Genomic DNA, 21,820 nt, shown 5'->3' with positions numbered 1-21,820 from the left:
GTAGCTGTGGCTGAGTCCCCCTATGCCGTCGAGGCCCATGGCCTGGTGAAGTCTTTCGGCAACAACCTCGCCGTTGACGGGGTCGATCTCACGATCCCCCGCGGCGGGATCTACGGTGTGCTCGGGCCGAATGGGGCCGGGAAGACCACGGTCATCCGCATGCTGGCCACCCTGCTGCGACCCGATGCGGGCCAGGCGCAGGTGCTCGGACACGACATCTACACCGCCCCCAAAGCGGTCCGGGAACGGATCGCCCTGACCGGGCAGTTCGCCTCCCTTGACGAGGACCTCACCGGGATGGAGAACCTGATCCTGCTGGGGCGGCTGCTGGGGTTCAGCAAACAGGGGGCCCGCCGGCGTGGCACAGACCTGCTCAGCGCGTTCGGACTGGCAGAGGCCGCAGACCGCCAGGTGAAAAAGTACTCCGGGGGCATGCGGCGCCGTTTGGACATTGCCGGCTCACTGATCATCACCCCGGAGATGATGTTCCTCGATGAGCCCACCACAGGTATCGATCCGCGCAGCAGAAATCAGGTCTGGGACATCATCCGCACCCTGGTGGCAGGCGGCACCACCATCTTGCTGACCACCCAGTACCTGGAAGAGGCCGACCAGCTGGCCGACCGCATCGCCGTCATTGACCATGGGCGCGTCATCGCCGAGGGAACTCCGGGGCAGCTGAAGGCCCAGGTGGGAGCCGGGGCGCTGAAAGTCAGGCTGGCTGACCCGGCCCAGCGTGAAGACGCCGCAGAGATCCTTGAGCGCAGCCTCGGAAACCAGGTGGTCCGGGAGAAGGACAGCGCCGCGCTCACCGTCCGGCTCGGTGAGGGCAATGGCGCCACGCCAGCCATGAGCGCACTGGAGGACAGCGGACTCGAGGTGGAGACTTTCTCCTACGGGCAGCCCAGCCTGGACGAGGTTTTCCTGGCGCTGACCGGTAAGCCGGCGCAGACCCAGAACGACGACGCCGGAGCAGACAGCGAGAAGGTGCCCTGATGAGCCAAACTTCTACGACCACTGAGCATGGAGGCCCGGCGGAGACCGCCCGAATCCAGGGAGTGCTGCTGCCGCTGGAGGAACGACCGACCCCATCCGGTCCGCTCAGCGGCTCGATCACCTTCGGTTGGCGGGCGCTGCTGAAGATCAAGCACATTCCCATGCAGCTGTTCGACGTCACGATTTTCCCCATCATGATGACGGTAATGTTCACCTTCATCTTTGGTGGGGCGATGGGTGCGGTGGTCTCGGGAACCGGCCAGACCGGAGGCCCCGCGATCAGCGAATACGTTCAATTCTTCATCCCGGGGATCTTCGTCCAGACGCTGATCATGATCACCATGTACACCGGCGTCACGCTGAACAAGGACATCTCAAAAGGCATCTTCGACAGGTTCCGCTCCCTGCCGGTGTGGAGGCCAGCCCAGCTTGTGGGAGCTCTGCTGGGGGACCAGGTGCGCTACGGACTGGCCGGATCCATCATCCTTGCCGTGGGATTCTTGGTGGGATTCCGGCCCGAGGGCGGCCTGCTCGGGGTGCTCGCCGGGTTTGCGCTGCTGCTGGTCTTCAGCTTCTGCCTCTCCTGGGTCTGGACCATGGTCTCATTGCTGATGCCCAGCGAGGAGGCGGTCATGGGGGTCTCCATGACCATCATCTTCCCGTTGACGTTCGCGTCCAACATCTTTGTCCCCACCGCCACCATGCCCGGATGGCTCTCCGGCATTGTGGAGGCCAACCCGGTCAGCGTGTTGGTCTCGGCGGTGCGGGAACTCATGGACGGCGTCTACGACCCCGGGAGCATCATCGCGGTGTTCATCTACAGCGCAGTGGTCGTGGCGGTCTTCGCCCCGGTGTCGATGTATCTCTACAACCGGAAGTCCTGACCCCCAACCGGTTGCGCCCGGTACGCTGAGGAACGTGCAGGTACTCAGCGGTGTGACAGACGAACTGGCTGCCCTGGTGCGCTCGGCCTCCAGGGTGGCGGTGCTCAGCGGAGCCGGGATCTCCGCCGAGTCGGGGGTGCCGACGTTCCGGGAGTCCCAGACCGGGCTGTGGGAGGAGTTCTCCGCCGAGGACCTCGCCACACCTGAGGCATTCCAGCACGCCCCGGCGCTGGTGTGGACCTGGTACCGCTGGCGGCAGTCCCTGATCCAGCAAGTGGCGCCGAACCCCGGGCACGCCGCCCTGGCCCGCTGGCAGCGGGGCATGGCCGGGGCCGGAGGAGTCCTCAGCATCATCACCCAGAACGTGGATGATCTCCACGAACGAGCCGGTGCTGAGGTGCTGGCCCACCTGCATGGGTCCATCTTCGAGCACCGCTGCGCAGAGTGTGGGAAGCCAGCTGAGCTTCCCCCGCCGGACTATGACGGGTTCACCGCCCCACCCGAGCCGGAGCAGCCTCCCACCTGTGCCTGCTGCGGGGCATTCGTACGCCCTGGGGTGGTGTGGTTCGGTGAGATGCTGCCCATGGAGGCATTTGAAGCGGCGTCGGCCGCTGTCCGGTCAGCGGATGTCGTGATCGTCGCGGGAACATCGGGTATTGTTCAGCCGGCGGCGTCGCTGCCGCTGCTGGCATTAGAACGGGGTGCCCCGCTGATTGAGGTCAACCCCGTCGAGTCGGACATCAGTGAGGTGATGGACTTCTGCCTCCGCGGGCCGGCAGGGGAGATGCTGCCGGCACTGGCGGCCCACTGAGCCGGCAGCCCCCGCCCCTACCGACCCGAACAAAGTGAGGACTCGTCTGTGACGTTATGGGAAGCGGTGCTCCTGGGTGCCATCCAGGGGCTCTTCATGTTCATCCCGGTGAGCTCTTCGTCACATCTGGTGATCGCCGAGCACTGGCTGATGGACACCGGCTCACTGATCCCGGGCCCTGACACCCCGGAGATGATCTTCTTCAATCTGGTGGTGCACCTGGGAACTATGGTCTCAGTGGCGGTGGTGATGTGGCGTCCGCTGCGGAAACTGATCGCCGGTACCGTCCGAGAGCTGGGCTGGGTCTTCCGACGCCGGACCCTGCGGCACATGATCCACCTGAAGCTGATGCTGCTGGGCGTGATCGTGGTGGGGATCACCGGTGTGCTGGGTCTGTTCATCCGCGAATACGGCACCGAGGCATTCGCCACCCCCTGGCTGGTCGCGGTCTTTCTGCTCGTGACCGCAGGCATACTCTGGTGGACCGACAGCGTGACCCACACCTGGCGCGGGGCGGCCCAGATGACCATCATGGTCGCAGTGGTCATCGGCCTGGCGCAGGCGCTGGCGCTGTTCCCGGGGATCTCGCGGTCCGGGATCACCATCGCCGCGGCGCTGGCCCTGGGAATGCACCGCAGAATCGCCGCCCAGTTCAGTTTCTTCGTCGCGATTCCGACTATCCTCTCGGCCACTGCGGTGCAGTCGCGCAGCTTAGTGGGACATCAGGGCGGTTTCAGCATCGGCGCCGATGCCTACTGGGCGGCATTCATCGTCGCCGCTGTGGTGGGCGCCTTCGCGCTGTGGATGGTGCTGACCCTGCTGTACCGCGCGAGGTTCCGGATCTTCGCGATCTATGTGGTGCTCTTTGCGATTTTCATCCTCATTTTCCAGCCCGACCTCGCCGACCCGCCGCCGGTGGACGAAATCCCCGTCGAAGAGGAGCAGGACCCCGAGGCCTCGCTGACCGGCAGCCAGCGGTAGGCTGGCAGCGGCCCGGCACCTCCACGACCAGAGGGGAGACTGCAATCCATGATGTGGCTCTACATAGGGGCGCTGGTGATCCTCTGCGCCATCGTGGTCCTGCTGGTGGGCAAGTGGGACGGCGCCTCCGCTCCTCCGGAGGAACCCCCAGCAGGGGGCCGCAGCCCCGTTGAACTGCTGCTTGCAGAGCGCACCGGGAGGGACCTCAGCGCAGCCGATCTGCACCGGGTGCAGTTCGACACCGCCGTACGCGGCTACCGAATGGAGCAGGTGGATCAGCTGCTTGACGCCCTGGCCGACCAGCTCGGAGAACCCGACCCTGATGCTGAGGACTCCGGCGAGACTGCGCGTCGTGACATCCCCCACGAGTGAGAGATAATAATCAGGTACACGCTGACCGGCACGACGAGGGAAAGAGGATAATCCAGATGGCTGCTATGAAACCGCGTACAGGTGACGGTCCGATGGAGGTCGCTCAGGAAGGGCGCAGCCTGATCATGCGCGTGCCGATTGACGGTGGCGGTCGTCTGGTGCTCGAGATCAACAATGAGGAAGCCGAATCTCTCAAGCAGTGCTTGATCCAAGCAGTCGGCGAATAGTTACCTCTTCACCGCCACGAGCACGCCGGTACCGGTGCTGAACATGGCAGTCACCACCGCATCATCCTCACGCAAAAGCGCCTCGGCACGCCGCATCGCCTGAGTGGAGGCTTCACGCACCGCAGGTTTGGGGACGCGGTCTCCGTCCAACGCATCATTGAGGATCAGGGTCCCTCCGGGATGGAGCAGTCGCAGACCGTGACTGAGGTAGTCCACTGCCGACTCGCCTGCGGCGTCGATGAACACCAGGTCGTAGCCCTCCGGCGTCAGCCGGGGCAGGACTTCGGTTGCCTTGCCTGTAATCAGCCGGGTGCGTGAGGACGCCACTCCCAGGCTGCCCAGCAGCTGGCGAGTCGCGCTGACGCAGTCAGCATCAGCGTCGATTCCGGTGAATACGGCATCAGCGGCGGCACCGCGCAGCAGAGCTGCCCCGGCAAGCCCGGCTCCCAGACCGATGCCCACCATGCTGCGGGCCCGGCAGGCTGCGGCAAGTGTGGTCAGCGCCGCGGCAGTGCCGTCGGAGATGGGATCGGTGCCCACATTCGCTGCGAGGACGCGTGCGCGTTCCACCAGCTCATCAGGGACACTGTGCTCTTCCGCGTACGCCCAGCTGGCGTACTTGGTCTTCTCCGGCGTACTCATGTGTGAAGCATATATCGCGGTGCAGAGCCCCAGAAGCGCCAGCATTCCCAGCGAAAAATAAGCGTAATACCAGCCAATATGTGCACAATATTGGCGATGTCTCGGACGACTCTCAGTTCAGCACCGCATGCGCGCTCCCGTTCTTACCCCTCCATCGGTTGGGTCATCGCTGTGCTCATGGCGTCGATCGCTGTGGTGGCATGTGTGATCGTCGCCGCTGCCTGGGTCGTTGGTGGACGCTCAGCGCCGATGACTGCCTCCGTTCAGGAGCTGCTGCCGCCTGAGCCGAGGCAGTCTCCACCGGTGACCTCAGGTGATGCGGAGACGGAGGCGGTCTCCGCAGTCCAACCGCCTGAGGCTCCGGAGAGTATGCTCAGCGAAGCGGCGGCTGTGCGTCCGGGAGATCAGGACGCTGGTGCCGTGGTGGAGATCCCGGTGCAACAGCTCAACGACCTGAAGTCATTCGGCTGGGCGGTGCCCTTTCTGGACCGCTCTGGGTTCAGCCCGGAGCTGGTGCGCACCAGCTCCGCCGGGGGTGAGCGCACTGTCCACGTCCACTTCTCCGACGGTACGGACGTCATCAGTGTCGCCGAGACGCGGGCTGAGACCGGTGAGCGTGACCTCAGCCCGCTTCGTGACAAGCTCGACGACGTCGTCGAGCTCAGCCAAGTTCGAATGGAAGCGGTGGAGCTGAGCACCGGGCATGAGTCTACCCTCTACATCTCCGAGGAGTCGGAGGCGTGGGCCGCCGGTGTGGAGACTCCCCATGTGCGGTACCTCATCTCTGCGAGCTTGGACCCCGCCGCAGCCGAAGACCTCGCGTCATGGGTGATGATCACCGACCGGTCGCGGGTGCATCTGTCGGACTCGGCGCCCGGGCCTGCAGACCGCCTTGAGCGCGGCTTCGATGAAATCCTCACCTGGTTTGACGCGGGGTAGCACACGGTAAAGTTGAGCTGTGCCCGGCTTCAATGTCTACGAAATCTTCATCCTCATCGTGCTTGCCCTGGTACTCCTGGGCCCCGAGCGGCTTCCGCAGTACGCACAGTCGCTGGCACGCTGGGTGAAGAAGGCCCGGCACTGGGCTGATGATGCGAAAGTCCGTTTCAAGGAAGAGACCGGCGCCGACTTCGACGACGTCGACTGGCAGAAGTACGATCCCCGGCAGTACGATCCCCGGCGAATTATCCGCGACGCACTGGCCGATGAGCTCGATGATGTCTCTCCGACAGGAACAGCTCGGCCTGCGCCGGGTGCGGCGCGCGTGGCGGGCGGGAGCTCGAGCAAGCCGATTGACCCGTTGGAGCTGTTCGGCGGCGGCTCAGGCAGTCGAGGGGCGTTGGCCGCCGGTGTGGCTGGAGCTGCAGCCGCAGGCGCGGCCAGCACAGATGCCACCGATCCCGGGGTGCCAGAACCCGCCCCGTACGATGCAGACGCTACTTGAGGGTACGCTCAGCCAACCAGGGCGCGGATCCCCATGACGAGAGCCAGGATCCCGCCCAGCAGCGCAATCACCGTCACAGCCTGGCGCAGCCGAGACTCATTCATGTGCCGCTGGACCCACTCTCCGGCGTACATTCCTGCGACGATCGCGATCACTGAGCCCAGCCACGCCCACCACGGCAGCTCCGGCAGCTGCCCGTCGTCGATGGCCCACTTCGTGCCGAAGGAGACCACCGACACCACCAGCCATAGCGGCTGCACAGTCGCGATCATGACCGGGATGGACCAGCGCGCCAGCACCGTATAGATAGCGGTGGCCGGCGCGCCCACCGCTGCCAGCACTGTCCCGGCACCGACAGCGGCACCGGTAGCGGTTCGGACCAGCGGCCCATCGAGGGTCAGCCGCACTCTGTGGATCACCAGGGACACCGCAATCCCGAAGATGACCAGCGAGCCGACTGCGACGTAGAGCACACCTTCAGGGGCGTGGACCGAAACCCATGCTGCTGGCGGCATCACGGCCAAGGCGGGCAGCAGGATCCACATCAGCCGCCGCCACTCAATGAGCCGCCAGGTGCGCCACATCACGAAGATGGGGGCGAAGATGGAGAGGAAGTTGGCCAGCATGACGCCCTCGTGGGCTCCGATGAGCAGCACCACGAATGGCGAGAGGATGAGTCCGAACCCGGAGCCGGTGACACGCTGGATGCCCGAGGTGGCGAACACCAGGGCCACGATGGCCAGTGAGACCCACATCAGCTCCGCCACTCAGCGTCCTTTCCCTCAGTGCAGCCAGGCCATGCCGGACTGCTGGGGTGATATCTCCTTCGCCCCGGTGATGACCAGTGCAAAGGAAGCCTATCCGTTCAGGCCAAGGTCAGGGGCAGCTGTTTCCCCGCGATGCCGCGGGCGCGGCCTCCGAGCCGCTCGGCCACCTCGCGCAAAGCCCTCCCTGCGGGGGAGTCTGGGGTGGAGATCACCGCCGGGGCGCCGTCGTCGCCTGCTTGCCGCAGGGCAGGATCCAACGGCACCGAACCCAGCAGGGGCACCTCGGTATCGAGCTGCTCGCTGAGCCGGTCCGCCACGATCTGTCCGCCCCCGGAGCCGAAGAGGTCCAGCACGGTGCCGTCCGGGAGGGTCATGGGTCCCATGTTCTCGATAACCCCGGCGAGCGTCTGCCCCGTCTGGGTGCTCAGTGCTCCGGCCCGCTCAGCGATCTCGGCTGCTGCGTGCTGCGGGGTGGTGACCACCAACAGCTGTGCGCCGGGCAACAGTTGGGCCACCGAAATGGCGATGTCCCCGGTCCCCGGGGGGAGATCCAGCAGCAGCACGTCGAGGTCGCCAAAGTGCACATCGGTGAGGAACTGTTCCACGGCACGGTGCAGCATGGGTCCCCGCCACGCCACTGCCTGATTGCCCTCGACGAACATGCCGATGGAGATGGTCTTCACGTCAAAGGCCACTGGGGGAAGGATCATCTCGTCGAGCCGGGTGGGTTTGTCAGTGATGCCCATCAGGCCGGGCACGGAGAACCCGTGCACATCGGCATCGATGATCCCCACCTTCAACCCCTGGGTGGCCAGGGCGCAGGCCAGATTGACGGTGACGGTGGACTTTCCGACCCCGCCTTTGCCGGAGGCGACGGCGTAGACTTGGGTCAGCGAGTCCGGCTGGGCGAAGCGGTTGACCTTTGCGCCGTGGCCCTCACGCAGTTGCTCCTTCAGTGCGCCGCGCTCTTCGGGGGTCATGACCCCCAAGTGCACCTCAGCGGTGCGCACGCCCGCGGCGCGCACGGCGGCGGCGCTGACCTCGTCGATGATCCTGCTGCGCATCGGACAGGCCTCGGTGGTGAGCTTGACCCAGATCTCGGCGGTTCCAGCGGCGTCGACCTCCACCTCACCGATCATGCCCAGTTGGGTGACGGGGACGCGGAGCTCAGGGTCTAAGACGTCGTCGAGCTGACGGCGCACTCGTTCGGCAGCAGCGGATTCGGACACCTGACCAGTCTAGTAGGGGGCACAATAGAGACCATGGCGACTCTTCCCTTGCATACTGGTGCCCTGCCCCGAGGCGAACTGCTGGGGCGCTACCGCTCCTATGAGGACGCGCAGAAGGTGGTGGATCACCTGGCAGCCGACCACGACTTCGAGGTCAAGACGCTGACCATTGTGGGCAATGATCTGCGGTCGGTGGAGAAGGTGCGCGGCCGCCTCAGTTACCCGCGGGTGGCCGGCACGGGAGCGCTGCAGGGGGCGCTGTTCGGCGCTTTCATCGGTTTGTTGCTGATGCTGTTCTCTCCGGAGGCTCCGCTGCTGAACCTGGCGATGGCTGTGCTGATGGGTATGGCGATCTGGATGATTGTGGGAGTGGTGAGTTTCGCCGCCCGGCGCGGAACCCGCGGGTTCGTCTCCGCCTCCCAGCTGACTGCGACCACCTATGACGTGGTCTGCGACTTCCAGGTGGCTCAGCAGGCGCGCCGACTGGTGGCCGGGGCGGGGGTCACCAGCCTGAACGCATTGAATGACCCCACCGGGCGCCCGCCCGGCATGGCCCAGCACGGGCAGGCTGGCCAGGGCCCCGCGACGCCGGCCGCAGTACCACCGCCCGCTGGTTCCTCCGGAGGTCCCTCCGCTAGTCCGAGCCATGCTGCAGGCCCGGGCCAGCCTCCGAATCAGCACCAGCCTCAGGGTCAGCACCACCCTCAGGGCCCGGGCCAAGTTCCAGCCTCGGCTCAGCCGCAGCATCGCGGCCCCGCCCCGGGCGTGGCCACCACACATGGCGCGGCAGCCACCCAGCAGCACCCGGGGGACACCCCGGAAGGCGTCGACCACGCTGACCGCAGCCGCGCCGCCCAGCAGTGGCAGCAGCCCGATGGCAGGCCTCGGTACGGGGTGCGGCTGCAGGATGCGCAGCAATCGGCCCCCACCCCAACACAGAGCCCAGCGCCGCAGTCCGGCTCAGAGTGGCAGCATCCCGGTTCGGGCCCGGAGCAAGGTACGGACACCACTGGGAGCGAAGCTGACGGCGCATCGGACACCCAGGATCAGGACTCCGCTCAGGAGTCAGCTCAGGAGTCCGCTGAGGGCTCCGCAGGCCGCCGGTCGGAGCAGACGTCGACTGCTGATGAGGAGAACTCCCGGGCCTGAGGTCCGCCGATGCAGCGCTGCCGGTGCGTCCGCTGGGGTCCCGTCTCGTCCCAGCACGGTGGCCCTGCTGCGCTGTGAGTCCGGCCTGGGCCAGCCTTGAGTCAGACTGCGCTCTCCGCATCCCGGAGCCTCAGAGCTCAGGTATCTCAGGGCCTAGGTGTCTGGGCGTCTGGGCGTCTCGGCGTCTAGGTGTCTCAGAGCCCAGGTGTCTCGGCGTTTAGGGCACCTGCCCCTGCCCTGCGGCGGGCAATCCTATGGGACACGCAGGGCTGAGCGGGAGATGTATCCCATCGATTGTTGCGTTTGACGCCTCTGGGGGCGCCTTTGCGCTACATCGGATGGGATGCCGGGCGGTTCATGACGGTGGTGTCCCATCCGATGTGCCGCTCGACCCCTCGCCGGCAGCCTGGACGGTCAGAGCGCCCACGGTCGAGGGCTCGCAGACTGCCCTGATGCCGGAGCCGCGCCGGTGAGCGTGGCACCTCCGGCCTCCAGCGCGGCCTCCTACTCAGTATCCTGCACGGCCTCGACCCTGGCGTCGCCGCTGTCCAAGAATCTGCTGCCGCCGCACCCCTAGGAGTGCCTCCGCCGCTGCCCGGGGCCATTCTCCTCATCGGCGGAATAAATTCCGGTAAGATCATAGAATGACAACAAAATCTACTGTCATGGGACCGGCGGACGCAGATTTCACAGACGCCCCGGGCCGTGGGCCGGTCACGGTGTTCGGCCCGGACTTCCCCTTCGACTATGCGGCCTGGCTGGAGCACCCTGCAGGGCTCGGGGCACTCCCGGCTGCGGCGCACGGGAAGGAAGTGGCCGTCATCGGCGGCGGAATCGCGGGTTTGGTGGCGGCTTACGAGCTGATGCGTCTGGGGTTGCGCCCGGTGGTCTACGAGGCTGAGCGGCTGGGTGGGCGGCTGAGATCAGAACGTTTCCCCATGCCATCGGCTCACCAAGACGCCGGGGGCACCGCCAGTAGCGAGGTCGTTGCTGAGCTCGGCGGCATGCGGTTCCCGATTTCTTCGACCAGCTTCTTCCACTACCTCAAGCTTCTGGGCCTGCGCACCGCACCCTTCCCGAACCCGCTCACTGAGGCGGCCGGCAGCACAGTGATCGATCTCGGCGGCCAGACCTGGTACGCCGAAAGCCTCTCCGATCTTCCAGCGCTGTTCGCAGAGGTGGCGCAGGCATGGGATGCGGCACTGCAGCGGGAATTCGACCTCGGCGGGCTGCAGGAAGCCATTCGAAACCGGGACGCCCAGACGCTGAAGCAGCTGTGGAATAAGATCGTCGCCGGATGGGATGACACGAGCTTCTACGAATTCGTCTCGCGGGCGGAGGAATTCGCCGAGCTGTCCTTCCGGCATCGGGAGGTCTTCGGCCAGGTCGGATTCGGCACCGGAGGGTGGGACTCCGACTTCGCCAACTCCATGCTCGAGATCCTCCGGGTCGTCGTCACCGAATGTGACACTGACCAGGAACTCGTCATCGGAGGGGTCGAGCAGCTGCCAGTGGGCCTGTGGCACCGGGGAGCGGATGACTGCGCCCACTGGCCGCCAGGCACCTCGCTGGCCAGCCTGCACGCGTCCACCGTCGACGCCGCTCCCAGCCCGCAGCCCGGATCTACACCCCATTCCCGCGCGGGAGCTCGGGGGGCGGTGGCCTCCGTATGTCGTGACGCCGAAGGCAGGATCGCCGTCACCGAAACAACAGGGGAGGTCCGCAGCTATGACGCAGTTCTGGCGACCTGTCAGAGCTGGTTGCTCACCACAGAGATTGACTGCGACGAGAACCTGTTCTCCCAAGGCATGTGGATGGCCCTGGACCGGACCCGCTACATGCAGTCCTCCAAAACGTTCGTGGTGGTGGATCGCCCGTTCTGGAAGCAGATCGACCCGAAGACTGGCCGCCAGCTGATGAGCATGACGCTGACCGATCGGCTGACCCGCGGGACGTATTTGTTCGACAACGGACCCGAGCAGCCCGGGGTCATCTGTCTGACCTATTCATGGATGTCCGACGCACTCAAGATGCTGCCGTACAGCGCGGAGAAGCGCGCCGAGCTCGCCATCCGCGCTCTGGAGAAGATCTACCCGGACCTGGATCTCCGTGCGCACATCCTCGGAGAGCCGGTGACCGTCTCCTGGGAGTCCAACCCCTATTTCCTGGGCGCATTCAAAGGCGCGCTGCCGGGGCACTACCGCTACAATCACCGCATGTACGGCCACTTCATGCAGGATGATATGCCGGAGGCGGAGCGTGGCATTTTCCTGGCCGGGGACAGCATCTCCTTCACCCCAGCGTGGGCTGAAGGTGCGGTGCAGACGGCCCTGAACGCCGTGTGGGGCATCCTCCGGCACTTCGGCGGAGGCACGCACCCGGACAATCCCGGACCAGGGGACCAGTACCCCGAGTGGGGTCCCGTGGAACTTCCGGAATGAGCTCCACCCTCCGCCTGGCCCTTGCCCAGGTGCCACCGCAGACCGGAGCCCCAGGACCGAACCTGCGCACCCTCGACCGGCTGGCCGCAGCCGCCAGCGCGGCCGGGGCCGACGTGCTGATCCTCCCCGAGATGTTCCTCACCGGCTACGTGCTGGGCAGAGCACAGACGCGTGCGCTGGCGGAACCCTCGGACGGCCCCTCGGCACAGCAGGTGGCAGCCATTGCACACAAGCACGACGTCGCCATCATCTATGGGTATCCGGAGCAGGAGACCACCGGACGAGTGTTCAACGCGGTCGCCTTCATTGCCCCCGACGGCCAGCGGATCCTCAACTACCGGAAGCTGCACTACTTCGGAGACGTCGATGCCGAACAGTTCGACCCCCCTCCACTGCCCGCGCCAGCCGCCGAAAGTACGACCCCCGAACTCGGTGAGGACGCTGGCGAGGCCTTACCCGTGGTGAGCTGGCGAGGGTGGCGGCTGGGCGTCGCGGTCTGCTACGACATCGAATTTCCCGAGACTGCGCGTGCACTCGCCGTCAAGGGGGCAGATCTGATCTGCGTCCCGACTGCGAATATGGAGAACTTTGACCATGTGCAGCAACTGCTGCTTCCCGCGCGCGCCCTGGAGAACCAGGTCTACCTCGCCTATGCCAATTACTGCGGCCAGGACAGCCGCTTCCGCTATGGCGGACTCAGCTGCCTCGTCGGGCCCGACGGCGCTATGGTGAAGAGCGCGGACCGGGCGGAGGAGCTGGTGATCGGCGAGGTTCACCGTGAGACGTTGGAGTCCTCGCGAGAGCAGAACCCCTACCTGCGGGACCGACGGTTCGACCTCGTTGCCCGCGCCGACGCCCCCGACTGGCGGACGCGGACGTGAGATACCCTGAGCACATGGTAGGTCCCGGAAACCACGACCCCGTCGATGCGGTCATCCTCCGGGAACTGTCCCGGGACGCCCGCACCACCTTGTCCCAGCTCTCTGAGCGGGCCGGGCTCTCCGTCTCGGCCGTGCAGGCCCGGGTCCGCCGGCTGGAGTCCAAAGGGGTGATCCGCGGATATCGCGCGGCGCTGTCACCGGAGGAGCTGGGCAAACCGCTCTCCGCTTTCATCGAGATCACGCCGCTGGACCCCGGCCAGGCCGACGACGCCCCGCAGCGGCTGGAGCATTTGGAAGCTATCGAAGCCTGCTACTCGGTGGCCGGTGAGGCCAGCTACATGCTCTTTGTCCGGGTCCCGACGCCCCGCGACCTGGAGGCTCTGATCCGAGAGATCCGCCAGTCAGCCTCCGTCAACACCCGCACCACTGTGGTGCTCCAGACGTTTTTCGAGGGCAGGCCGATTACGGTGCCCACTCCGGAGACCGCACCCGACCACCTGGTGTGACGCCCGACGACCTGCGCTCGCGCACCTGTGCTGTGCCGGTGCGCCTACCTGTCAGATGGCTTTGATCCGCAAGTTGTCGTTCTGACGGGCCTTGATCATCTGGACTGCAAGGACCGCCAGCACCATGCCCAGACCTATCAGGTCGTACAGGAGGTTGGTATTGAGCATCATGATGGCACCGGCACCGATGATCGGACGCAAATACCAGGCCATCGGCTCCATGAAGTGACCTTCCAGTGCGATGGACAGCAGCAGCACCGCCACGATGGCCGAGGTCACCACCCAGACACCGTCGATGAAGCCCACGTCGCGCAGCAGCAGGTCGGGGTTGAACACGAAGATATAGGGGATCACGATCCCGGCGCCGGCGAGCTTGAACGCAGCTCCGCCGGTGGCCATCGGGCGCCCTCCGGAGACCCCGGCGGCGGCGAAAGCAGCAAGCGCCACCGGCGGGGTGATATTGGCGAAGAGCCCGAAGTAGAACACAAAGAGGTGGGCGACCAGCGGCTCCACGCCCAGGGTGGTCAGCGCCGGTGCAGCCATGGTGGCGGTGACGATATAGGCCGGAATGGAAGGCAACCCCATACCCAGCACCAGGCAGGCGATCATCGTGAAGAACAGCGTCCAGAACAGCACGCCGCCGGACAATTGCACAATGGCCGAGGCGAGGGTGACTCCGAAGCCGGAGATGGTCACGACCCCGACGATGACACCGACTGAGGCGCAGGCCACGGCGACACCGATCGCCGAGCGGGTGCCGTCCTCCAGTGCCTGAAGGATCTGGCGGAGGTTCATGCGGCTGGTCTTGCGCAAGGTCGCGCAGGCGATGGTCACCAGGATGGTCAGGAACGCGGAGTAGAGAATAGTGCGGCCCGAGAAGAACAGCATGTAGAGCAGGAAGACCAGGGGCAGAAGCATGTGTCCGCGCTCCTTGAGCACGGTCAGCACCGCCGGCAGGTTGTCCTTGGAGACCCCTTTGAGCCCCAGACGGGTCGCCCGCAGGTGAATCTGGGTGATGAGGCTGATGTAGTACAGCACCGCCGGGACGATGGCGGCCAGTGCGACCGTGGTGTACGGCACGCCGATGGTCTCAGCCATGATGAACGCCGCCGCACCCATGATCGGCGGCAGGATCTGCCCACCCACGGAGGCCGAGGACTCCACCGCCCCGGAGAAGTTCTTGCTGTAGCCGACCTTCTTCATCAGCGGGATGGTGAAGGCCCCGGTGGAGACGACGTTGGCGATGGCCGAACCGTTGATCGAGCCCATCAGGCCGGAAGCCAGTGTGGCCACCTTGGCGGGCCCACCACGAGTCTGTCCCGCGATCGCCAGTGCGAGGTCGTTGAACAGTTGGCTCATGCCGGACTTCGCCAGGAAAGCGCCGAAGATAATAAACAGGATGATGTAGGTGGCAGAGACACCGATTGCGGTGCCGTAGATCCCCTCAGTCGTGGCGAAGAACTGGTAGGCCAGGGTGTCCCAGTCGAAGCCGCGGTGGCGCAGCAGACCAGGCATGTCGCGGCCGAACATGCCGAAGAGGACGAACAAGATCGCCAGAATCGGCAGAGCCCAGCCTGTTACTCGCCGTGCTGCCTCGAGGACCAGAACCACCAGCAGCGTGGCCACGAGGGCGTCAGTCGCGGTGAACCGGCCGGCTTGGATGACCAACTGCTGGTAGTTGAGCCAGATGTAGAGCCAAGGCACCAGTGAGAGCAGGGCCAGCGCCGCGTCAGGGATCCGCCACCAGTTTGCCTGAGCCCGGCGCGAGGGTGGGTAGACCAGGAACACGAGGAAAAGAATGAGGCTGACGTGCAGGGCACGGTGGATAAGCGTGGGAGGGGCGCCGAAGTACGCCGTGTACATGTGGTAGACGGCGGTGAAGACCGCCACAGCACTGATGATGAGGGCCAGCGGACGCCAGTGCGTGTCTCTGACGCGGGACTCGGCGTCGTACTTCGCCGCGGCCTCCGAGGCTTCTTTCTCCCGGGCCCGCCGCTCCTCCTCGGACTCTGGCACCAGCGTCAAAGATTCCTGCGACGCGGTGTCGGAGGGACCTTCGGGCGAGCGCTCCTCCGGGTGCTCAGCGGGGCTTCCAGCACTGGTCGAAGTGTCCCGGATCATCTTGGCCTCAGTTCTATGGGTTCACGGTCGGGCAACTGGTCGGTGTCGATGAGACCGGTGTCGCCATCAATGCCGATCCGGTAGTCCACCCGATGCGAGTGGATCCAGCCGATGGCCTCGAAGGGACGGTCAATGTTCTCAATCACTATTTTGCCGTCTCTGTATGTGAGGTCTCCCTCGTCCAGTGGCATTCCTGCTCCGTACTCCTCGAATTCAGTGCTGATCAGCATCAGCTGTTCTGCCTCGAACCTGTAGATGTCCGTCCAACGGGACAATTCGATGGAGTGCAGCCAGGAGTGGGTGATGATCGCCCCGAGGTCGATATTCAGTTCTGCATACACTTCGCCTGTGCGTTGGTGCTGGCAGATGAGTCGGTGACTTTGGCTCCCGGCACAACTGCTGGCCAGAGCCAGCGCGGAGGCGGCAGCAGCCGCTTGCAGCAGCTGCCGCCTCCGCAGAGATGCCGAGCAGAGTAAGCCGGAGCGGGTCAGGCTACTCCTCGTCGTCGGCGTCCTCGTCACTGCCTTCATCAGTGTCTACGCCCTGCTCCTCGTAGTACTGCTCAGCGCCAGGGTGCAAGGGGATCACCAAGCCTTCAGTGGCAGTCTCCAGGGTGATGTTCTCCGCCTCAGCATGTGAGCTGTGGATACGATCAATGTTGTCGAAGAGGGTGGCGGTGATGTCATAGACGGCCTCTTCGCTGAGCTCAGAGCTCACGATCAGGTGGTTGGTCACGCTGACAGTCTCCACATCGGAGTCGTCATCGTAGGTGTCCGCCGGCACCGTGGCCTCCTGGAAGAATTCATACTCCGAGAGCAGATTCTCCCGGCCTTCGCCGTCGATGGGCACGGTGATGAAATCCGTATTGGTGGCCAGCTCGGTCAGCGCCGGGTTGGGCAGACCGGAGGTCGCGAACAGCGCGTCGATATGCCCGTTGGCCATCTGGTCGGTCGCCTCGGCGTAGGAGAGGTAGTCGGCGTTCAGATCGTCATAGGTCATGTCATAGGCACCGAGGACCATCTGGGCGTTGAGCTCCACGCCGGAGCCGACATCCCCGACAGCGACATTCGCGCCAGCCAGGTCCTCGACCGACTCGATGCCAGCATCAGCCCGGGCAATGAGCTGCACAGTGTTGGGGTACATGGTCATGATCGCCATCAGGCCTTCACGCGGGTCATCCTCGAACGGTCCGGAGCCCTCGAGTGCCTGCACCGTGGCGTCGCCCATGGTCATGGCCAGCTCAGCATTTTCGTCGGTGATGAGGTTGATGTTCTCCGCCGATGCGCCTGTGGCCTGCACCGAGGTGTCTGAGCCGAGTTCCTCGGCCAGCACGTCTGCCATGGTGGCGCCGATCTGGTAATACACTCCGGATGAGCCGCCGGTGGCAATGGTCAGGAATTCGGCGTCGGTATCGCCGACCTCCTCCTCGGCACCATCAGCGCCTTCGGTTCCTCCGTTGCCATCGTCACCGCAGGCTGATAGCAGCAGCGCACTGGCAGCTAGTGCCGCACCCGCGGCGGTCCAACGTCCTCGCTTGACTAGCATGGTGCTCCTCTTCATTGGGGGCGAGTTGTTTCTTATGGGGTTTCGTGAGCCATCTTACGTTGAGTCTCCTTCTTGAAGGCTCAGCAAGGCGGTCTCTTTGTGGTGGCTGGCTCCGGTCACGCGCGCTGAGGAGGCGTTCTCTCATATGTGTCAACATCACCTATGCGTCGTGACGCGCGTTACATCGTACAGTGTTGCATGCAACAGGCAACCCGGCGTACCTTGACGTGACGATCTCTCCTGGGGTGCTGCGCCTGCTGCGGCCCTGGAGACCTGCATACGAGCGTGAAGGACGGTTGATCAGCGTGGGCCGAGCAGCGGTCATCGGAGGAGGGATCATCGGCTTGGCCGTGGCCCGGGAGCTTCTTGAGCGCCGTCCGAATTCGGAAGTGGTGGTCTTCGAGAAGGAGGACCGGGTGGCGACGCACCAGACCGGCCGCAACAGCGGGGTGGTCCATGCCGGCTTGTACTACACCCCCGGGGGTCTCAAAGCACGGCTGTGCCGGCGCGGTGTGGGTCTGCTCCGGGAGTTCGCTCATGCGCACGGAGTTGCCTACCAGGAGTGCGGCAAGGTCGTGGTGGCCAAGAATGAGGTGGAACTGGCCCGGCTGAAGAACATCCACGAACGGGCTGTGGCAAACGGTGTACCCGGGATCCGGCTCATCGGGCCCGACGAGCTCTCAGAGCTGGAACCGGCTGCCGCAGGTGTGGCGGCCCTGCATTCCCCGACGACCGCAATCGCAGACTTTGCCGGAGTGGCTGAAGCGCTGGCGGGGGTGATCTCGTCCCATGGGGGAGAAGTGCGGTTGTCCACCGAGGTCACCGGCATTGTGGAGGGGGCGGCGTCGTCGTCCTCCACACGTGGGGCTGTGCGGGTGACCGCCCGGCAGCGCGGGGCTGCGGACGGCCCCGCGACCACCGAGCACTTCGATCAGGTGATCACCTGCGCCGGCACCCAGTCGGACCGACTCGCCCGCGGCAGCGGTGACGATGCGTTTCCCAAGATCGTGCCGTTCTACGGCGATTACTTCATGCTCGCGAAGCAGAAAGCTGCCCAAGTCAACGGCCTGATCTATCCGGTGCCGGATCCGAAGTATCCCTTCCTGGGGGTGCACATCACCCGGCGCTACGACGGTGAGGTCATGCTGGGGCCCAACGCGTTTCTCGCCCTGGGTCGGGAGCGTTACGGCAGGTTCGGACTCAAGACCAGGGACGTGTGGGATGTGGTGCGCAGCCCCGGCTTTTGGAAGTTTGCGTCCCACAACATCCCCGCCGCCGTGCGTGAGACCCGCACCGCGATGAGCAAGCGGGTATTCGTGGAGGAAGCCAAGCAGTACATGCCCGGCATCACGCTCGACGAGGTCACCCGGGGGCATCGGGGAATTCGCGCGCAGGCGATGAACGCCGATGGAAGCCTGGTGGACGACTTCGTCATCACGGGTTCAGCACGTGTGGTGCATGTGCGCAACGCCCCCTCTCCGGCAGCCACAAGCGCACTGGCAATCGCCGAACACATCGTCGCCGAGGCGCTGGGCGAGGAACGCTCTGGGTAAGTGTTGGATGTCCGCGCGGGTGGGCGGGGCCGTGGGTGTGCGGCCGTTTCTCAATCCTGCAGCGGTCCTCAGCCCTGCAGCTTGGCGATCCAGGCCTCCACCGCATCCGGAGTCCGCGGCAGCGCAGCCGAGAGGTTCTCCGCGCCGTCCTGGGTGACCAGCACGTCATCCTCAATCCGCACCCCGATGCCGCGGAAGCTCTCCGGCACGGCGAGGTCCTCATTCTTGAAGTACAGCCCTGGTTCGATCGTGAAGATCATGCCCGGTTCCAGAATCCCGTCCAAGTAGAGGTCGCGCTTGGCCTGCGCGCAGTCGTGGACGTCCAGCCCCAGGTGGTGGCTGGTCCCGTGCGGCATCCACCGCCGGTGGTGCTGACCTTCGGCAGAGAGCGCCTCCTCCAATGGCACCGGCAGCAGGCCCCACTCATCCAAGTGTTCGGCCAGCACAGCCACCGCGGCTTGGTGGATCTCCCGGAACCGGATGCCGGGCTTGACCACCGCAAAGGCCGCGTCTGCGGCGGCCAGCACTGCCTCGTAGACCCGCCGCTGCACCGGGCTGAAGGTCCCGGAGACGGGAATGGTCCGGGTCAGATCCGCGGTGTAGAGCGAATCCGCCTCCACTCCGGCATCTAGCAACAGCAGCTCGCCGGGCTCAATCCGGTCATGGTTGCGGATCCAGTGCAGGACGGTCGCATTATTGCCTGAGGCGGCAATGGTGTCGTATCCCAGATCATTGCCCTCCAGCCGGGCCCGGGCGAAGAACGCCCCCTCCACGATCCGCTCTCCGCGGTCGTGTCCCACCGCACGGGGGAGGGCCCGGACCACATCGTCGAATCCCGCGATGGTCGCCTCCACCGAGTGCCGCATCTGCGCGATCTCCCAATCGTCCTTCACCAGGCGCAGCTCCGAGCAGAACTCGGTCAGTTCCGCGTCCAACGCGTCGGAGGCCTCCAGGTCCACCCCGGTGTTGACCCGGGAGGTGTCCACCAGCGCCTCCACATTCAGATCCACTTCGCGCAGCAGCCTGATGCGGGTCCCGCCGATCTCCACCGCCCCGGCATTCTTGGTCACTGCCGGCTCCAGCTCCCCCAGATCCTTGGTGCGGATCCCCAGCCGCTGCTGGAACTCCTCCAGCCCCGGGCGCGGCCCAATCCAGAACTCGCCGTAGCGGGAGTCCGCATAGAACTCTTCGGTGTCCCGGCCGGCCATCGGTTTGAAGTACAGCGTGACCTCGTGGTCGCCTCCGTCGTCCCCGCTGCCGGGCTCCACGGGTTCGAACACCAACACGGCGTTGGGTTCGTGGTCCACGCCCAATCCGGTCAGGTGCGCAAACGCCGAGTGCGGCCGGAAGCGGTAGTCGGTGTCATTGGACCGGACTTTCAGCGGGCCTGCTGGGATGACCACCCGCTCCCCGGAGAACCGCTCGGAGACCGCACGACGCCGCTGCGGAGAATACTCAGCCACCGCATCGGGAGAGTGGGTGGCTGTGGACGACTCAGCCCAATGGGCGGCCATGAACTGTTTGAAGGCCGCCGACTGCGGGCGCTGCGACCGGTTGTTGACCCGGTCCTGGAGCTGCTGGGTGTCCTGGCTGGTGTGCTCGTCAGAAGTCATGGTTTTCAGTCTAAGTGCCGGCTCTCGGTCAGCACGGAGGTGGGCTGGATACAGTAATCAGATGAGCTTTGACCTGCACACCCACTCCACGGTCTCTGACGGCACCGAGTCGCCGGCGCATGTGGTGGCTGAGGCTGCGCGCGCCGGAGTGGCCGGTCTGGCACTGACTGACCACGACTCCAGCGCCGGTTGGGAAGAGGCGCGCACGCAGGCTTCCGCACTGGGGGTGGCGTTCATCCCAGGGATGGAGATCACCTCCAAGACCTCCAAGATTAGTGTGCATATGCTCAGCTACCTCCATGATCCTGAGCACCCGGGGATGCTGGAGATCAATGCGGCCGCCCGCGGAGGGCGCGTCGAGAGGGCCAAGCGCATTTGTGACCGGCTCTCCGAAGCCTTCCCCCTGACCTGGGACTTGGTGCTGGAGCAGGTGCAGGCGGAGACCTCCATCGGGCGCCCGCACATCGCCGATGCCCTGGTCGCCGCCGGCGTGGTCAGCGACCGCAGCGAGGCCTTCCGCAGGTACCTGCACCGAGGGACCAAGTACTTCGTGGACCAGGACAATCCGCACCCGGTGGAGGTGGTCCAGCGGGTGCGCGCCGCCGGCGGAGTCCCGATCATCGCCCACGCCATGGCCGGCACACGCGGCGGTACGCTCAGCCGGGCAGAGCTGGAGGAGCTGGTGGACGCCGGGCTGGCCGGAGTGGAGGTCTACCATCGGGACAACCCAGAACCCGGCCGTCAGCTGCTGCTGGACCTCGCCGCCCGGCACGATCTCATCGTCACCGGGTCCTCCGACTACCACGGCGCCCGGGGCAAGCCGAACCTGCTGGGGGAGAACACCACTGCGGCGGATGAGCTGGTGCGCATCTTGGAGCTGGGCACCGGCAGCGCAGCCACCGGACCACTGCCGCGGTAGCGGGTGCTGCGGGCCACAAGGTGCTCTACACTTTTCACCCATGAGCACGGCACCGGTGTCCGAACCTTCCAGAGCCAAACGGCTTCCGCGCGAACAGCGCCGCATTCAGCTCCTGGAGTGCGCGCTTCAGGTATTCGTCGCCAAGGGGTTCCACTCCGCGTCCATGGATGACATCGCTGAGGCCGCCGCGGTGTCCAAACCGGTGCTCTACCAGCACTTTCCGGGCAAACATGAGCTCTTCCTGGATCTGCTGGACACCCACCTGGGCCAGCTGCAGCACGAACTCACCACCGTGCTGGCGCAGGAGCAGACGAACAAGGCGCGGGTTTCCGGCACCATCACCGCCTTCTACGAATATATCGCCCGCAAGGATGAGGCCTACCGGCTGATCTTCTCCTCCGGGATGGACAATGACGACGACGTCACCGAGCGGCTGGAGCGGTTTCACGACGTCATGGCCGGGGCTATCGCAGAGGTCATCGCTGATGACACCGGACAGCCGATGGCTGAGGCCACCATGCTCGGTCATGGTCTGCTGGGCATGGCCACCGCCGCGGCCCGGCACTGGTCAAAGCTGTCCGAGAGGCCCGACCTGGAGACCTCAGCGCAGCTGACGGCTCGTTTGGCCTGGAGAGGAATCTCCGGATTCCCTAAGGAGTCGGAGAGCTGGTAAAAGGTAGGATGAGCAGTGAGACCCGAAATGCGGCGTCGTCGTGCTCTTTTCCTACATGCTGGCGGC

At 65.4% G+C, this 21,820-nt stretch carries 22 protein-coding genes; 15 read left to right on the top strand and 7 right to left on the bottom strand.

What is annotated here, in order from left to right:
* Positions 1-6 precede the first annotated feature (6 nt).
* Genes FEF27_RS03145 through FEF27_RS03120 form a run of 6 tightly spaced genes read left to right on the top strand, consistent with a single transcriptional unit; the run spans position 7 to position 4,271 of the window.
* Positions 7-996: an ATP-binding cassette domain-containing protein gene (locus tag FEF27_RS03145; protein ID WP_138169388.1), complete on the top strand. Its 990-nt coding sequence runs from the start codon at positions 7-9 to the stop codon at positions 994-996.
* Positions 996-1,880, top strand: coding sequence for an ABC transporter permease (locus tag FEF27_RS03140; protein WP_138169387.1), 885 nt, complete (start codon positions 996-998; stop codon positions 1,878-1,880). Before FEF27_RS03145 ends, FEF27_RS03140 begins: the two co-directional genes overlap by 1 nt.
* A 34-nt stretch (positions 1,881-1,914) precedes the next feature.
* Positions 1,915-2,691 carry an SIR2 family NAD-dependent protein deacylase gene (locus tag FEF27_RS03135; RefSeq protein ID WP_279526777.1) on the top strand — a complete coding sequence of 259 codons (777 nt, stop codon included), beginning with the start codon at positions 1,915-1,917 and terminating at the stop codon, positions 2,689-2,691.
* 48 nt (positions 2,692-2,739) lie between these two features.
* A complete protein-coding gene (locus FEF27_RS03130) occupies positions 2,740-3,672 on the top strand; it encodes an undecaprenyl-diphosphate phosphatase (protein ID WP_138169386.1) in 933 nt (310 codons plus the stop codon).
* Positions 3,673-3,720: 48 nt separating this feature from the next.
* Complete coding sequence (locus FEF27_RS03125) at positions 3,721-4,044, top strand: DivIVA domain-containing protein (RefSeq protein WP_138169385.1); 324 nt, start codon at positions 3,721-3,723, stop codon at positions 4,042-4,044.
* Between the two features lie 56 nt (positions 4,045-4,100).
* A complete protein-coding gene (locus tag FEF27_RS03120) occupies positions 4,101-4,271 on the top strand; it encodes a DUF3117 domain-containing protein (RefSeq protein ID WP_138169384.1) in 171 nt (56 codons plus the stop codon).
* Here FEF27_RS03120 and FEF27_RS03115 read toward each other — a convergent pair whose 3' ends face one another.
* Entirely contained in the window at positions 4,272-4,913 is a 642-nt protein-coding gene (locus FEF27_RS03115; protein WP_138169383.1) for an O-methyltransferase, read from the bottom strand.
* A 96-nt stretch (positions 4,914-5,009) separates the two neighbouring features.
* Here FEF27_RS03115 and FEF27_RS03110 point away from each other — a divergent pair, with 96 nt between their 5' ends.
* Together FEF27_RS03110 and FEF27_RS03105 are read left to right on the top strand one after the other, a co-directional pair.
* Positions 5,010-5,852: a hypothetical protein gene (locus FEF27_RS03110; RefSeq protein WP_138169382.1), complete on the top strand. Its 843-nt coding sequence runs from the start codon at positions 5,010-5,012 to the stop codon at positions 5,850-5,852.
* A 19-nt stretch (positions 5,853-5,871) separates the two neighbouring features.
* Positions 5,872-6,357, top strand: coding sequence for a twin-arginine translocase TatA/TatE family subunit (locus FEF27_RS03105; protein WP_138169381.1), 486 nt, complete (start codon positions 5,872-5,874; stop codon positions 6,355-6,357).
* Between the two features lie 8 nt (positions 6,358-6,365).
* Here FEF27_RS03105 and FEF27_RS03100 read toward each other — a convergent pair whose 3' ends face one another.
* Together FEF27_RS03100 and FEF27_RS03095 are read right to left on the bottom strand one after the other, a co-directional pair.
* Positions 6,366-7,124: a sulfite exporter TauE/SafE family protein gene (locus FEF27_RS03100; RefSeq protein ID WP_138169380.1), complete on the bottom strand. Its 759-nt coding sequence runs from the start codon at positions 7,122-7,124 to the stop codon at positions 6,366-6,368.
* Positions 7,125-7,222: 98 nt separating this feature from the next.
* Positions 7,223-8,353, bottom strand: a complete 1,131-nt coding sequence (locus FEF27_RS03095) for an Mrp/NBP35 family ATP-binding protein (protein WP_243728998.1) — start codon at positions 8,351-8,353, stop codon at positions 7,223-7,225.
* A 33-nt stretch (positions 8,354-8,386) separates the two neighbouring features.
* Here FEF27_RS03095 and FEF27_RS03090 point away from each other — a divergent pair, with 33 nt between their 5' ends.
* From FEF27_RS03090 to FEF27_RS03075, 4 genes are all read left to right on the top strand, one after another.
* The gene (locus FEF27_RS03090; protein WP_138169379.1) at positions 8,387-9,502 is read left to right on the top strand and encodes a general stress protein; all 1,116 of its coding nucleotides are present in this window, start codon (positions 8,387-8,389) and stop codon (positions 9,500-9,502) included.
* 644 nt (positions 9,503-10,146) lie between these two features.
* A complete protein-coding gene (locus FEF27_RS03085; protein ID WP_208009631.1) occupies positions 10,147-11,943 on the top strand; it encodes a flavin monoamine oxidase family protein in 1,797 nt (598 codons plus the stop codon).
* Positions 11,940-12,824 (top strand): carbon-nitrogen hydrolase family protein, encoded by an 885-nt coding sequence (locus FEF27_RS03080; RefSeq protein WP_138169378.1) that lies wholly within the window; start codon positions 11,940-11,942, stop codon positions 12,822-12,824. The genes FEF27_RS03085 and FEF27_RS03080 overlap by 4 nt, the downstream gene beginning before the upstream one ends.
* 14 nt (positions 12,825-12,838) lie before the next feature.
* Positions 12,839-13,330, top strand: coding sequence for an Lrp/AsnC family transcriptional regulator (locus FEF27_RS03075; protein ID WP_138169377.1), 492 nt, complete (start codon positions 12,839-12,841; stop codon positions 13,328-13,330).
* A 51-nt stretch (positions 13,331-13,381) separates the two neighbouring features.
* Here the strand turns inward: FEF27_RS03075 and FEF27_RS03070 are convergent, their stop codons facing one another.
* The 3 genes from FEF27_RS03070 to FEF27_RS03060 all read right to left on the bottom strand — a co-directional run bounded on the left by FEF27_RS03070 (position 13,382) and on the right by FEF27_RS03060 (position 16,996).
* A complete protein-coding gene (locus FEF27_RS03070) occupies positions 13,382-15,451 on the bottom strand; it encodes a TRAP transporter permease (RefSeq protein ID WP_138169376.1) in 2,070 nt (689 codons plus the stop codon).
* Positions 15,448-15,792 carry a DUF1850 domain-containing protein gene (locus FEF27_RS13275; protein WP_166429890.1) on the bottom strand — a complete coding sequence of 115 codons (345 nt, stop codon included), beginning with the start codon at positions 15,790-15,792 and terminating at the stop codon, positions 15,448-15,450. The genes FEF27_RS03070 and FEF27_RS13275 overlap by 4 nt, the downstream gene beginning before the upstream one ends.
* Before the next feature lie 151 nt (positions 15,793-15,943).
* A complete protein-coding gene (locus FEF27_RS03060) occupies positions 15,944-16,996 on the bottom strand; it encodes a TAXI family TRAP transporter solute-binding subunit (protein ID WP_138169374.1) in 1,053 nt (350 codons plus the stop codon).
* Positions 16,997-17,187: 191 nt separating this feature from the next.
* On the opposite strand from FEF27_RS03060, the gene lhgO reads away from it, so the two are divergent.
* Positions 17,188-18,549 carry an L-2-hydroxyglutarate oxidase gene (gene lhgO, locus FEF27_RS03055; RefSeq protein ID WP_341805633.1) on the top strand — a complete coding sequence of 454 codons (1,362 nt, stop codon included), beginning with the start codon at positions 17,188-17,190 and terminating at the stop codon, positions 18,547-18,549.
* 68 nt (positions 18,550-18,617) lie between these two features.
* On the opposite strand, the gene FEF27_RS03050 is transcribed toward lhgO, so the two are convergent.
* Complete coding sequence (locus FEF27_RS03050; protein ID WP_138169373.1) at positions 18,618-20,162, bottom strand: aminopeptidase P family protein; 1,545 nt, start codon at positions 20,160-20,162, stop codon at positions 18,618-18,620.
* 61 nt (positions 20,163-20,223) lie between these two features.
* On the opposite strand from FEF27_RS03050, the gene FEF27_RS03045 reads away from it, so the two are divergent.
* Together FEF27_RS03045 and FEF27_RS03040 are read left to right on the top strand one after the other, a co-directional pair.
* Positions 20,224-21,081 (top strand): PHP domain-containing protein, encoded by an 858-nt coding sequence (locus FEF27_RS03045; protein ID WP_138169372.1) that lies wholly within the window; start codon positions 20,224-20,226, stop codon positions 21,079-21,081.
* A gap of 40 nt (positions 21,082-21,121) precedes the next feature.
* Complete coding sequence (locus FEF27_RS03040; RefSeq protein ID WP_138169371.1) at positions 21,122-21,754, top strand: TetR/AcrR family transcriptional regulator; 633 nt, start codon at positions 21,122-21,124, stop codon at positions 21,752-21,754.
* Positions 21,755-21,820 lie beyond the last annotated feature (66 nt).

The organism is Nesterenkonia sphaerica (genome assembly GCF_005771565.1).
GTDB lineage: Bacteria > Actinomycetota > Actinomycetes > Actinomycetales > Micrococcaceae > Nesterenkonia > Nesterenkonia sphaerica.
Note: the sequence above shows the minus strand (reverse complement) of the source record. Positions and strands in the feature narration are given on the sequence as shown.

Coding starts and splice junctions, on each gene's coding strand:
- FEF27_RS03140 (WP_138169387.1), top strand. CDS start 996: ATGAGCCAAACTTCTACGACCACTGAGCATGGAGGCCCGGCGGAGACC.
- FEF27_RS03125 (WP_138169385.1), top strand. CDS start 3,721: ATGATGTGGCTCTACATAGGGGCGCTGGTGATCCTCTGCGCCATCGTG.
- FEF27_RS03120 (WP_138169384.1), top strand. CDS start 4,101: ATGGCTGCTATGAAACCGCGTACAGGTGACGGTCCGATGGAGGTCGCT.
- FEF27_RS03115 (WP_138169383.1), bottom strand. CDS start 4,913: ATGAGTACGCCGGAGAAGACCAAGTACGCCAGCTGGGCGTACGCGGAA.
- FEF27_RS03110 (WP_138169382.1), top strand. CDS start 5,010: ATGTCTCGGACGACTCTCAGTTCAGCACCGCATGCGCGCTCCCGTTCT.
- FEF27_RS03090 (WP_138169379.1), top strand. CDS start 8,387: ATGGCGACTCTTCCCTTGCATACTGGTGCCCTGCCCCGAGGCGAACTG.
- FEF27_RS03085 (WP_208009631.1), top strand. CDS start 10,147: ATGACAACAAAATCTACTGTCATGGGACCGGCGGACGCAGATTTCACA.
- FEF27_RS03080 (WP_138169378.1), top strand. CDS start 11,940: ATGAGCTCCACCCTCCGCCTGGCCCTTGCCCAGGTGCCACCGCAGACC.
- FEF27_RS03075 (WP_138169377.1), top strand. CDS start 12,839: ATGGTAGGTCCCGGAAACCACGACCCCGTCGATGCGGTCATCCTCCGG.
- FEF27_RS03070 (WP_138169376.1), bottom strand. CDS start 15,451: ATGATCCGGGACACTTCGACCAGTGCTGGAAGCCCCGCTGAGCACCCG.
- FEF27_RS03060 (WP_138169374.1), bottom strand. CDS start 16,996: ATGCTAGTCAAGCGAGGACGTTGGACCGCCGCGGGTGCGGCACTAGCT.
- FEF27_RS03050 (WP_138169373.1), bottom strand. CDS start 20,162: ATGACTTCTGACGAGCACACCAGCCAGGACACCCAGCAGCTCCAGGAC.
- FEF27_RS03045 (WP_138169372.1), top strand. CDS start 20,224: ATGAGCTTTGACCTGCACACCCACTCCACGGTCTCTGACGGCACCGAG.
- FEF27_RS03040 (WP_138169371.1), top strand. CDS start 21,122: ATGAGCACGGCACCGGTGTCCGAACCTTCCAGAGCCAAACGGCTTCCG.